Origin of the sequence: Methylobacter sp. (assembly GCF_004322395.1) — a bacterium.
Taxonomy (GTDB): Bacteria; Pseudomonadota; Gammaproteobacteria; order Methylococcales; family Methylomonadaceae; genus Methylobacter_A.
The window spans coordinates 23,187-35,367 of record NZ_SCTW01000141.1 but is presented as its reverse complement, the minus strand read 5'-3'; the positions used below and the strand labels follow the sequence as shown (position 1 = coordinate 35,367).

General features: G+C 50.8%; 11 protein-coding genes. 8 read left to right on the top strand and 3 right to left on the bottom strand.

Going from position 1 to position 12,181, the window contains the following annotated elements:
• From EPO18_RS18550 to EPO18_RS18520, 7 genes are all read left to right on the top strand, one after another.
• Window positions 1-1,261 (top strand): alginate export family protein (locus EPO18_RS18550; RefSeq protein WP_292435980.1); only part of this gene is annotated, 1,261 nt, incomplete at its 5' end.
• 11 nt (window positions 1,262-1,272) lie between these two features.
• Window positions 1,273-2,508: an ABC transporter substrate-binding protein gene (locus EPO18_RS18545; RefSeq protein WP_292435978.1), complete on the top strand. Its 1,236-nt coding sequence runs from the start codon at window positions 1,273-1,275 to the stop codon at window positions 2,506-2,508.
• On the top strand, window positions 2,505-3,332 hold the full coding sequence (locus EPO18_RS18540; protein WP_292435976.1) for an ABC transporter permease: 828 nt from the start codon (window positions 2,505-2,507) through the stop codon (window positions 3,330-3,332). Before EPO18_RS18545 ends, EPO18_RS18540 begins: the two co-directional genes overlap by 4 nt.
• Window positions 3,333-3,450: 118 nt before the next feature.
• Window positions 3,451-3,996, top strand: coding sequence for an OsmC family protein (locus tag EPO18_RS18535; protein ID WP_292435975.1), 546 nt, complete (start codon window positions 3,451-3,453; stop codon window positions 3,994-3,996).
• A gap of 10 nt (window positions 3,997-4,006) precedes the next feature.
• Window positions 4,007-5,161 carry an acyl-CoA dehydrogenase family protein gene (locus EPO18_RS18530; protein WP_292435973.1) on the top strand — a complete coding sequence of 385 codons (1,155 nt, stop codon included), beginning with the start codon at window positions 4,007-4,009 and terminating at the stop codon, window positions 5,159-5,161.
• Between the two features lie 11 nt (window positions 5,162-5,172).
• Complete coding sequence (locus EPO18_RS18525) at window positions 5,173-5,961, top strand: ABC transporter ATP-binding protein (protein ID WP_292435971.1); 789 nt, start codon at window positions 5,173-5,175, stop codon at window positions 5,959-5,961.
• A 322-nt stretch (window positions 5,962-6,283) separates the two neighbouring features.
• Entirely contained in the window at window positions 6,284-7,975 is a 1,692-nt protein-coding gene (locus EPO18_RS18520) for a SagB/ThcOx family dehydrogenase (protein ID WP_292435969.1), read from the top strand.
• Window positions 7,976-8,215: 240 nt separating this feature from the next.
• On the opposite strand, the gene EPO18_RS18515 is transcribed toward EPO18_RS18520, so the two are convergent.
• Window positions 8,216-8,440, bottom strand: a complete 225-nt coding sequence (locus tag EPO18_RS18515; RefSeq protein WP_292435967.1) for a hypothetical protein — start codon at window positions 8,438-8,440, stop codon at window positions 8,216-8,218.
• 554 nt (window positions 8,441-8,994) lie between these two features.
• Here EPO18_RS18515 and EPO18_RS18510 point away from each other — a divergent pair.
• Window positions 8,995-9,177, top strand: a complete 183-nt coding sequence (locus EPO18_RS18510; RefSeq protein ID WP_292435965.1) for a PLDc N-terminal domain-containing protein — start codon at window positions 8,995-8,997, stop codon at window positions 9,175-9,177.
• A 321-nt stretch (window positions 9,178-9,498) separates the two neighbouring features.
• Here the strand turns inward: EPO18_RS18510 and lysS are convergent, their stop codons facing one another.
• Both lysS and prfB read right to left on the bottom strand, forming a co-directional pair.
• Window positions 9,499-10,998 carry a lysine--tRNA ligase gene (gene lysS / locus EPO18_RS18505; RefSeq protein ID WP_292435962.1) on the bottom strand — a complete coding sequence of 500 codons (1,500 nt, stop codon included), beginning with the start codon at window positions 10,996-10,998 and terminating at the stop codon, window positions 9,499-9,501.
• Window positions 10,999-11,028: 30 nt separating this feature from the next.
• Window positions 11,029-12,127 (bottom strand): peptide chain release factor 2 gene (gene prfB / locus EPO18_RS18500; protein WP_292435961.1). Its coding sequence is split into 2 segments (ribosomal slippage): window positions 11,029-12,051 and window positions 12,053-12,127, totalling 1,098 coding nucleotides; the frame shifts between segments, so codons are not numbered across the junction.
• Window positions 12,128-12,181 lie beyond the last annotated feature (54 nt).

The window sequence follows — 12,181 nt, the reverse complement described above, 5'->3', positions numbered from 1 at the left end:
AGCCACGAGCCAATATGTTGATGGCTACGTTCAAGGCGAATACAGCGGCGTTTACGGTTTGCCTAATAATTCGTTTGCTCGGCCCGGCGGCGCCTTGGGCTTGGGCGCTTTGTATTACACCGAAAACAATCTGAACGATTCGCCGAGCGACGTACATCTGAAACAGGCTTATTTAAATTTCAAATTAACTCCGTTCGGCATTAATGGCGCAAACCTGAAAATAGGGCGTTTTGAACTGCAAGACGGTATGGAATACAAAACCGGCGATGCGAAATTCGATACCCTCAAATTGACGCGGGTTTCGCAACGCTTGCTGGGCACGTTCGATTTTGCCCATGCCACGCGTAATTTCGACGGCGTATCGGCCGGCTACGATCAACCGAAATATAACGTCAGCCTCAGTGCGACTCATCCGACCCAAGGCGGTTTTAACTTAAACGCTCAAGACGAAATCAGCAAAATCGACCTCGCCTACGCCGCGCTGACCGGTAAAAAGGACGCGCTGCTACCGGGCACCGAAAGCCGGTTGTTCTATTTATATTACGGCGATAACCGCAATGTACAGGCAGTCGATAACCGGCCAGCCGGCCAGATACCGTTGCTCAGCCAACAAAGCCTGCAAATCCATACTATCGGTACGCATTGGCTGACCGTGCAAAAAGTCGGTTCGGGCGCAGTGGACGGCGTGCTTTGGGGCGCTTATCAATTCGGCGATTGGGGCAACCAAAGCCATCAAGCCTATGCGTTTGACCTGGAAGCGGGCTATCAATTCACCGATTTGCCGTTAAAGCCTTGGCTGCGAGGCGGCTATTTCGAAGGCTCCGGCGACAGCAATGCCAACGACGGCAAACACGGCACGTTCTTTCAAGTGCTGCCGACCGTACGGCTTTATGCGAAGTTTCCGTTTTTCAACCTGATGAACTTGAACGATACGTTCGCACAGTTCCTGGTTGCGCCGACAGCAACGACCAAAGTCGGCATCGATTTTCACCATCTGTCGTTAGCCGAAACCAACGACCTGTTCTATGCGGGGGCCGGTGCCAGCTCGCGCAGCAACAGTTTCGGCTTCCTGGGCCGGCCGTCGACCGGCAACAGCACCATAGGCGAGCTGGTCGACATCAGTTTTACCCATAACATCAGCAAACAGCTGTCTTGGAGCGCTTACTACGCCCATGCGTTCGGCGGAAATTATCTGGAGAACTTTTACCGCAATAAGAGCGATGCCGATTTTGCTTTTGTGGAATTTAACGCAAATTTTTAAAGGACAAAGCCATGGCTAAAAAACACCTACCAATTATTACCCAGGATTTGCAACAATTGGGCGATTGCTCTTGCTGCTCGATGTCCAGGCGCGATTTCATGCAATTAACGGCCGTATTGAGCGCCGCGGCATTGTTGCCCAATAAATTAGCGCACGCGGCGGACGGCGGCGCCATTCAACAGCAGTTGCATCCGTTGCGGATCGGTTATTTGCCGATTACCGATGCGTCGCCGTTATTGGTTGCCCATGCGAAAAAATTCTATGCCGAAGAAGGCCTTGACGTAGACCAACCCAAACTTTTCCGGGCCTGGCCGCAATTGGTCGAAGCGTTCCTGGCGGGACAAATCGACGTAATTCATTTGCTGGCGCCGACCGCGTTGATGGTCCGTTACGGCACTAAGTTCCCGGCTAAAATCGTCGCCTGGAATCATGTCAACGGTTCGGCGCTGACGGTCGCGCCGAATATCGACAATTTGCGCGATTTGGCCGGCAAAACCGTTGCCGTACCGTTCTGGTTTTCGATCCATAATGTCATTCTGCAACATTTGCTGCGCACGGAAGGCCTGGTACCGGTATCCAAACTGTCGGGCAAAGCCAACGAAGTCAAATTGGTCATTATGCCGCCGCCCGACATGTTGTCGGCGTTGGCGAACGGCAGCATCGCCGGGTACATTGTCGCCGAACCGTTCAACGCGGCCGCGGAAAACTTAAACGTCGGCAAAATTCTCAGGTTTACCGGCGACGTTTGGCAAGCGCATGCCTGCTGCGCGGTGTTCATGCGCGAGGCCGACCTGGAACTGCGGCCGGAATGGTCGCAAGGGGTCGTCAATGCGATTGTCAAAGCGCAGTTGTGGATACGGGAAAATCGTCAGGAAACTGCAAAAGTCCTGGCGAAAGAAAGCGGCAACAATTACACGCCACACACGCAAGCGGTGCTCGAACGCGCGCTTTCGCATTACGATACTGACGCTTACGGCAAGCAGGGCGCCGTGCAGCATGCCGATTGGCAACAACGGCGCATCGATTTTCAACCGTATCCGTATCCCTCTTATACCGAGGAGCTGGTGCGCTTGCTGAAACAGACGCATGTCGAAGGCGATGTGAAGTTTCTGAACTCGCTGAATCCGGAGTTCGTCGCCAAGGACCTGGTCGACGATCGTTTCGTACGCAAAGCCATCGAAAAGGTAGGCGGCCCCGGCGTGTTCGGCTTGCCGGCCTCATTGTCGCGCAGGGAGAAACTGGCATGAGCGCGTTGCCTATTGCCGTCCGGCAGGCAAAATTACCCTCTTTTAATTCGCGCCTCATCAAGCTCGGCAATTCGCTTTCGGTCGCGCTACTGGGGATTTTCATCGCCGTGCTGTTATGGTGGTTGGCAACCGGCCCGTTGTTAATTGACGCCACGCTATTGGGCAGCTTTTCGCCCGGCGCCTGCCTAGAGGCTTTATGGCGGCTGTTACAGTCCGGCGAAATATTCGTCCATGCGGCAGTCAGTCTGCAACGGGTGCTGTTAAGCCTGCTGTTTGCGTTATCGGTCGGTCTGCCTCTCGGCGTGGCCGTGGGCTTATCGAAAGTGTTGGAACAGGCGACCAGCCCGTTATTCCAGTTTATACGGATGATTTCGCCGATTTCCTGGATGCCGTTGGCGGTCATGATGCTAGGCATAGGCGATGCCCCGGTGTATTTCCTGCTCACTATCGCGGCGGTTTGGCCGATCATGCTGAACGTATCGGCCGGCGTGCACGCCGTCGATCCGCGCTGGCTGACGTTGGCCGACAGCTTATGCGCAACCCGCTGGGAAACGGTGACGCGGATCATCGTGCCCGCGATTTTGGCGCACACGCTGACCGGCATACGCCTGGCCATCGGCATCGTCTGGATCGTGCTGGTGCCGGCCGAAATGCTGGGCGTCAGCGCCGGGCTCGGCTATTTCATTCTCGATACCCGCGACCGCTTGGCTTATTCGGAATTGATGGCGGTCATTTTGGTGATCGGCTTCATCGGCTATCTGCTCGATGCATTGGCGCGTCTTTTAATAAAACGCGTTCACCACCGGAAAAACGCCTCGAATTAAACCGGCGAAAATAAACAGACGAATGAACAGAATATCGCGATGCCTGCGCATTTCAATGACCTTAAACCAAAAATAGAATAACGCTTCATTCAATCATTCATTCAACACGAGATATTTTATGACTCAACAAAACACCGGCTGCTTGTATCCCGATTTACTGCGTCCTATCGACAAATCAGGCTTGGCGGATTTATCCGAAAAAGGCAAAGCCAATCCCAATGCCGTCGTCACGTTAAAAGCCAAGACGGTCTGCGAAGGGCAGTTCCGTAATTTGACTTACATCCGTAACCTGACGCCTTACGTCATTGACGAGCCGCCGCATTTACTGGGCGAAGACACCGCGCCTAATCCTTCCGAAGCTTTATTGGCCGCACTGGGCGCCTGCCTATCGGTCGGCATCCATGCCAATGCGACTGCGCGCAATATCGCGTTAAGCAAGCTGGAACTGGCGTTGGAAGGCGACATTAACGTCACCGCCGTTTGGGGCGTCGGCGACTTGTCGGAGCAAAAGCGCCTGGGCTTTAGCGCCATCCGCGTCAACATCAGCGTCGAAGGCGATGCGCCGGACAACGTATTGCGGGAAATCATCGCCCATGCCGACAAATGGTCGCCGGTTGCCAATACCTTGCGCAACGCGGTCGCGGTTGACGTGTCGGCGAACTGATCAAATCATCATGAATACCAATGACCTTATGAATGCAGCGAGTTCCCTCCCTAACGATTTTCCGCGCCTGCCGGACATGGACGGCATTCAGCAGTTGATCGCCGACCGATTAAAACCGCGGGTGACGGCAATCGATCTTGACGGCGAATACCCGCAGGATTTTTTGCAGTCATTGGGAGCCATCGGCGGGTTTACGGGCGTGGTTTCCCCGGTTTATGGCGGCAACGGCCTTGGCTTAAGCCACACCATAGAAGTCATGGAACGTACCGCTAAAGTCTGCCTGTCGACGGCTTTTTTAATCTGGTGCCAGACCGCTTGCCTGCGCTACCTGCAATTGTCCGACAATGATGCCGTCAAAAGCGAATTGCTGGCCGATCTGGCCGGCGGCCGGCTGCTCGGTGGAACGGGCTTGTCGAATACCTTAAAAGCCAGCACCGGCATTGAGCGCGCGTTGCTGAAAGCCCGCCGCGTTGCCGGCGGCTACGCGATTAACGGCAATCTGCCGTGGGTATCGAATCTCGGCCAAGGCCATTATTTCGTGACCGGCTGCCCGTTGGAAAACGACGGGCGCCTGGTGTTTTTCGTCGTCGATTGCAGTCAGCCAGATTTTCGTTTGCAGGACGGTGCGCATTTTACCGCCCTCGAAGGCACGGGTACGCTGGCCTGCCAGTTCCGGGACTGCCTGATTAGCGATCACCGCGTATTGGCGCACGCCGAAGAGTCGGAAGCCTACATGGCAAAAATCAAACCGGGCATGATGCTGGCGCAAATGGGCATGGGGCTGGGGTTGATCAGCAGCTGCATTGAGTTGATCGACTCGGTAAGCTCGACGCAAGCTTCGATCAATCAATATCTTGACGATCAAGCCGATGATTTACTGCAAGTATTGGCGCCGGCCCATCGGGAAACCTACCGTTTGGCGGCGCTATTAGATAACGATCCGAATGCCCAGGTCATGCCCAATGTTCTAAAAGTGCGCCTGGCCGGCGGCGAATTGTCATTACGCGCCGCGCAAGCAGCCATGCTGCATCAGGGCGCCAAAGGCTATCTGGCGCATTCGGCTGCGCAACGTAAATTGCGCGAGGCCTATTTTGTCGCGATTGTCACGCCGGCGATCAAGCATTTGCGCCGCGAACTGGCGCGCCTGAACCCACCAACGCATTGAGGCAGCAAGCGATGAATACGCCGTTATTGCAAGTCAACAACTTAGCCAAATCCTACCAAGGCAGCCGGCCGGTTTTCGCCGACATCGATTTCGACGTCAACGCGCACGAGGTCGTTTGCCTTTTGGGCGCTAGCGGCTGCGGCAAATCGTCATTGCTGAAAGCGGTAGCCGGATTGCATCCGGTTGATAATGGCGAAATCCTGTTTAGGGGCAAGCCGCTGCATAAACCGGATGCCCGTATCGGCCTGGTATTTCAAGATCCGTGTTTATTGCCCTGGCTGACGGTACAGCAAAATGCCGCTTTTCCGTTGACCTTGCAATGCGAAACCAAGCTCAGCCAAACAGAAGTCCAGGCCAGGACGGAAACGGTATTGCAATGGGTCGGGCTACAGAGTTTTGCCGACGCTTATCCGGACCGGTTATCGGGCGGCATGGCGCAGCGAGCGGCATTGGCAAGAGCCCTGGTCAAAAATCCCGACCTGTTGTTGATGGACGAACCGTTCAGCGCGTTGGATGCGATCACGCGGTTCAATATGCAGCAATTGTTGTTGAAACTGCTGGCCCACCGCCGCAATGCGGTATTGCTGGTCACGCACGACATAGACGAAGCGCTGATCTTAAGCGATCGCATTTTACTGATGGGAGGCTCGCCCGGGCATATTGTTCATGAATGGCGTATTCCGATGCCGCAACCGCGCGCCAAGCACCTGCACGAATTGATTGAAATCCGCATGGACATTTTGGAGCGATTGTCGGATGTGGCGGGTGAACACCTGTTACCCAATGGTGTTGTGACCTGAGAATCTTTTGTATCGGTTGTCCGGCTTATCTTTTTTGCACTTTTAAAGAGCAAGGTTTGCGTTCGCCATCAGTTGTTTTATAAAGCACTTCAGTCATCAATTCCTGATCGCTCTCCTGACCTATATCTTCTTTTCACCGAATATTTGTTTTATCAATCCAATCGCTGTAATTTACGGTCCATTGGTCTGCAATTTGCTTTTATATTAAGTTCTATACCCTAAACATCATGGCAAATTTTTGAATTTTCATGCTGTCATAGCCCGTTTACGAAAACTTAAGCCATTTTATGCGGTTATTTTCTCTCTTTAAATTTAGGTGCTTATGAACCGAAAAGCCGAAACCGTCCTGAACTACCACAACCGCACCAAGCACCACCTTGAGCGCTACGCCAAAGGCCCTGAATCAATCGACTGGGAAGACCAACCCGATCAATTCCGGCATTTTTCCGGTTGCGAGATTATCTCGCTGCCCTTACCGGGAGCCGAACTCGAACCTTTGTTTGCGGACCTGGATAACCCGGAAACAATCCCCGCAAAACCGTTAAACATGGCTAATGTCGCTTTATTACTGGAATTAGCCTTCGGTCTGTCGGCATGGAAACAATTCGGCCCAAGCCGCTGGGCATTGCGCTGTAATCCCTCCAGCGGCAACCTGCACCCGACTGAAGCTTACCTGATCAGCGCCGGCAACGGCTTTATCAAACCTGGGGTTTACCACTATGTCAGTCACGATCACAGTCTTGAGCAGCGTTGTCGGTTTTCCGACAATTTGCCCGATTCCGGCATATTGATCGGCTTATCTTCGATCCATTGGCGGGAGGCATGGAAATACGGTGAAAGAGCTTACCGCTATTGCCAGCATGATCTAGGCCATGCGTTGGGAGCCTTGCGATACGCGGCAGCAACGCTGGGCTGGTCGGTTGAATTGCAGGCCGAATGGTCTGATAACGACATCGCCAAGCTATTGGGGCTTGATCGGGACGATTTTAAAAAATCGGAACATGAATCCCCAGATATTATTTGCAGGATTAATACGCATACCGACAACAAGCCATTCGATGCCAAGGCCCTGCTGGAAACCTCGCAATCAGGAACATGGTTCGGCAAAGCCGACAGCCTTCGCGCTTATCATATGTATAAATGGCCGATTATCGATGAAGTCACAACTGCCGCAAGCAAGCCGCAAACTGAAGAACCTGAGTGGCAAACCGTCCGGCGACCGCCAAGGATGGAGGCCGAGACTGCTCCCAACAGTCCTCGGCATTTCCTCCATCCATGGAGGTCAGAAGTGTCGCAATCGATAGGGAACCGATGCGACCAGCGCACAATAAACTCATCCTGCACCAAAACGGCAACTGAAATCATCCGCCAACGCCGCAGTGCGCAGCACTTTGACGGAAAAATGTCCCCACTGTCACAGACTGATTTTTACCGAATACTAGCCGCCATTTTACCGACCACAGCCGCATTCGAACTATGGTGCTGGCCGCCGAAAATCCACCTGTTTATTTTTGTGCATCGTGTTGAAGGTTTAGCTCCCGGCATCTATGCGCTGCCGAGACATAACGAGGCTCTTGAACCGTTGCAGACCGCAACCCTGACTGATTTCGACTGGCAAAAAGTATCCGAAGCAATACCGCTTTATCATTTGTATTCCGGCGATTGCAGGCAGATTGCCAAAACGCTGTCCTGTCATCAACCCATCGCCAGTGATAGCGCATTCAGTCTGGGAATGGTTGCGGAATTTGGTGAAACTGTTCAAACGGCACCGTGGCTTTACCGCCGCTTGTTCTGGGAATGCGGCCTGATAGGCCAAACGCTATATCTGGAAGCCGAAGCGGCAGGCATACGCGGTACCGGCATCGGCTGTTACTTTGATGACAGCGTGCATGAGCTTTTAGGGTTCAAGGATGATAAGTTTCAAAGTTTGTATCATTTTACGGTAGGTAAACCGCTGGAAGATAAACGGCTGGAAACGTTACCTGCTTATGGGCATTTGAACGACGTAGTGTAGAATTGGAACAGACATCATCAGTAAGTTCAGAGTGCGGCGCTCTACTTAAAATAGGAGACTTTCGGTTGTTATGTCGCATTGAAGATAACGAGTTAATTATCCTGGCACCGTAAAGAGATTTACAAATAGCCCGGTAAGGCGCAATTCATAGGGTACAATAGGCGTTAGCCGTATGTGCACCCTATGGTGGACTCTCAAAGTGCGAGTAAAAACGTCAGACAACGAAAAGCTTTTGACCAACTAGGACCGAAGCTCTTTTTCCAATTTTTTACATTGCCCGGCATCCAGCCATCGCTCGCACCATATATTCAAAGCAGTTGCGCTGCCTTTCATTAATTCAAACTCCCGCTTTGCTTTACCCGGTTGTTCGGATGGCCACCAGCTATGCGCTGCAAACTGTTTGACGATGTAGTTACAGGCTTTAGATAAATCAGGCTCTTTTAAGTCTATTTTTTTTGAATTCATAAGGTTCACCATTGCAATAAAAAGTGGACGAAGACAAAAATTAACATTATACGCTGTACGCTAATCATACTTTTCGTCGATAACTATGCCAAATATTTACCAATAACAAACGAGCAATGATCTAAATTACTGTTATGCTCGATTTTGCGATGCAGTTTTGTAGATTGGACTGCTGTTTATGAACGATATTTCCAAACTTCAATATGGTGGCGAATTTCAGGTTTATCCACCGTCTTACATCGCCAGTTAAAATATCCGGCAACGAAAAGCGGTTGTCCCACCTCACCTACACGACTATTACAATACTTTTACAGACAAGGGTTTGTCGGTCAAAGCGGTTGATGTCTACGCATTCAACATCGAAGAAATATTTGAATCATTCCCGCTGGCTTGTTAATGTCTCGATAATAATTGGCATAACAAATTATTTAAAGAATGATGCAAGCTGATTAACGTGCGTTACCGTACAGAACTCATCTATTCTTAAGCGTAAAGTCTGAAACTGATGAGACAGAATAGTTTATCTATTAAATAAGAACCTGTTAGGAGGACGTATGGATATTCAAGTTGGCGGTTTTCTAGGTTTTATCGTGCTTGTCCTGGACATCTGGGCCATTATTAGCATCGTAAAAAGTGGTGCTACAACTGGATCACAAGTTTTATGGGTGCTTTTGATTTTACTGCTGCCCATTGTCGGTCTGATAATTTGGTGGTTTGCAGGACCGAAAGGTGCTTAATCGACTTGCTAAATGGAGATAGAAGCTGTCAATGCGGTAAGGCGCGACCCTGTAAGTCTGCAATAGTCCTAATGAGCTGATCTGACTATCGCTCAGACTTTTTTAAGCGGTATTTATAGCTCTTTAAATCGGGCATGCTTTTTATGCCCGGCACTTCCCAGTTTTAATATAGCGACCGACTTTCGATTTTGCCCACCGTCTCCATTACCAGCTAAAATGTCGGGCAACGAAAAGCTGTTAGCCTACTACCCGACTTTGATTAGCGGCTCTTGTCGATTCCATCGATATAAAGCAGCTACGTGTCGAAAATAACTATTCTTGTTAGCTCTTAGGCCGCATATGCGGAAACAACAACACATCGCGTATTGACGGCGCATCTGCAAATAGCATGACCAGACGATCTATACCTATGCCCTCGCCTGCCGTTGGCGGCATACCGTGTTCCAGCGCGACGATATAGTCGGCATCAAAGTGCATCGCTTCAATATCTCCGGCTTCTTTTTCTTCGACTTGTTTTTGAAAACGTGCGGCCTGGTCTTCAGCATCGTTAAGTTCGGTAAAACCGTTGGCAATTTCCCGTCCGCCGACAAAGAACTCAAAACGATCAGTCACATGCGGGTCGTCGTCATTGCGTCTTGCCAATGGCGATACTTCAACCGGATAAGCAGTGATAAAAGTCGGATTCATCAAACGGCTTTCGACGGTTTTTTCAAATATCTCAATCTGGATTTTGCCCAGACCGTAACCGTCTTTAACCGGGATATTCAGTTTTTTAGCCACTTTAACAGCAGCTTCGCGCGTGGCGATATTTTCAGCCGTTAAATCCGGGTTAAAGTGCAGTATCGACTCAACCACGGTCATACGGTCGAACGGCTTGCCGAAATCGTATTGCTCGCCTTGATAGGTAATCATGGTTTGCCCTAACACTTCAATTGCAACGCCACGCAACATGGCCTCGGTTAAATCCATTAATTCGTGGTATTCCGCATAAGCCTGATAAAACTCCAGCATCGTAAATTCAGGGTTATGGCGGGTCGATAAACCTTCATTACGGAAGTTGCGGTTGATTTCAAATACCCGCTCAAAACCGCCGACGACCAGGCGCTTTAAATACAACTCCGGCGCGATACGCAAATAGAGTTCCATGTCCAGCGCGTTATGAAAAGTCGTAAAAGGACGTGCCGTTGCTCCGCCGGGAATCATTTGCATCATCGGCGTTTCAACTTCAAGGAAATTGCGCTCGATCAGGAATTGACGAATATAAGCGACGACCTTGGAACGGATCAAAAAGGTATTGCGCGATTGCTCGCTCATGATCAAATCCAGATAGCGCTGGCGGTATTTGATTTCCTGATCGGCAATGCCGTGGAACTTTTCAGGCAATGGGCGCAAGGCTTTGGTCAACAAACGAATATCGTCAACTTTGACACTCAGCTCGCCGGTCTGAGTTTTAAACAGTACGCCTTCTGCGCCGACGATATCGCCAATATCCCACTTTTTAAACTGCTCGTTGTAAAAGCTTTCAGGCAACGCATCACGTGTCACATACAATTGAATTTTGCCGGACATATCCTGAATATGGCAGAAACTGGCTTTGCCCATCACTCGGCGGGTCATCATGCGACCGGCCAGTTTTACTCGCAATGGTTGTTCTTCGAGTTCTTCCTTGGATTTTTCGCTGTATTCGGCCAGCAATTCGCCTGCGACTACATTGCGGCGAAAATCGGTAGGAAAAGCAATGCCGCCGTTTTCGCGCAACTCATTTAATTTGCTGCGGCGTTGTCTGATTTGTTCCTGTTCGTCGTGCTCGATTTCTGACATTTTATTTATTAACTCTTTGTTTTAATAATTTTATAAGCCGCTCTTCAAGCTGGCTTCGATAAACTGATCCAAATCGCCATCCAGAACCGCTTGGGTGTTGCCCGTTTCGACACTGGTGCGTAAGTCCTTGATTCGCGACTGATCCAGAACATAAGAACGAATCTGGCTACCCCAGCCTATATCCGACTTGGTATCTTCCAATGCCTGTGCCGTTTCGCTGCGCTTGCGCATTTCCAGCTCGTATAATTTCGCTTTCAATTGCTTCATCGCCGTGTCGCGGTTTTTATGCTGAGAGCGGTCGCTTTGGCATTGCACGACAATCCCGGTTGGATTGTGGGTCATACGCACGGCCGATTCGGTTTTGTTAATATGCTGACCGCCCGCGCCGCTGGCACGGTACACGTCGATACGGATATCAGCGGGATTGATGTCGATATCAATGTCATCGTCGATTTCCGGCGATACGAATACCGATGCAAACGAGGTATGGCGGCGATTGCCGGAATCGAACGGCGATTTTCGGACCAAGCGATGCACGCCGGTTTCGGTGCGTAGCCAGCCGAACGCATATTCTCCTTCGAATTTAATCGTGGCGCTTTTAATGCCGGCCACGTCGCCTTGCGATTCTTCGATCAATTCGGTTTTAAAACCTTTCTGCTCGCCCCAGCGCAAATACATGCGCTCGATCATCGATGCCCAATCCTGGGCTTCAGTGCCGCCGGAACCGGACTGAATGTCCAAAAACGCATTATTGGCGTCCATTTGCCCGGAGAACATGCGGCGAAACTCCAGGTCTGCGACCCTTTTTTCAAAGTGCTCCAAATCATCGACGACTGTTTGAACCGTTTCTTCATCGTTTTCTTCAACCGCCATCAGCAGTAGTTCTTCTGCGTCGGACAGGCCGCGTTCCAAATCGTTGATAGTGTTAACGATAACTTCCAGTTGGCCGCGCTCTTTGCCTAGGGCTTGCGCTTCTTCCGGGTTATCCCATATTTTCGGGTTTTCCAGCTCTCTTAAAACTTCGACTAAACGTTCGCTCTTAACGTCAAAGTCAAAGATACCTCCTAAGGGCATCGCCACGGCTTTGTAAGTCGGCTATTTTGTTTTTGATCGGGTTTATTTCTTGCATGAGGTGTATTTAACCAATGACAGTCGAGACCAAGCGCATAGGTGAACGCCGGGA

Excerpts from the sequence above, each read along its gene's own strand:
- EPO18_RS18540 (WP_292435976.1), top strand. The coding sequence starts at position 2,505 with ATGAGCGCGTTGCCTATTGCCGTCCGGCAGGCAAAATTACCCTCTTTT.
- EPO18_RS18520 (WP_292435969.1), top strand. The coding sequence starts at position 6,284 with ATGAACCGAAAAGCCGAAACCGTCCTGAACTACCACAACCGCACCAAG.
- EPO18_RS18545 (WP_292435978.1), top strand. The coding sequence starts at position 1,273 with ATGGCTAAAAAACACCTACCAATTATTACCCAGGATTTGCAACAATTG.
- lysS (WP_292435962.1), bottom strand. The coding sequence starts at position 10,998 with ATGTCAGAAATCGAGCACGACGAACAGGAACAAATCAGACAACGCCGC.
- EPO18_RS18525 (WP_292435971.1), top strand. The coding sequence starts at position 5,173 with ATGAATACGCCGTTATTGCAAGTCAACAACTTAGCCAAATCCTACCAA.
- EPO18_RS18515 (WP_292435967.1), bottom strand. The coding sequence starts at position 8,440 with ATGAATTCAAAAAAAATAGACTTAAAAGAGCCTGATTTATCTAAAGCC.
- EPO18_RS18535 (WP_292435975.1), top strand. The coding sequence starts at position 3,451 with ATGACTCAACAAAACACCGGCTGCTTGTATCCCGATTTACTGCGTCCT.
- EPO18_RS18530 (WP_292435973.1), top strand. The coding sequence starts at position 4,007 with ATGAATACCAATGACCTTATGAATGCAGCGAGTTCCCTCCCTAACGAT.
- EPO18_RS18510 (WP_292435965.1), top strand. The coding sequence starts at position 8,995 with ATGGATATTCAAGTTGGCGGTTTTCTAGGTTTTATCGTGCTTGTCCTG.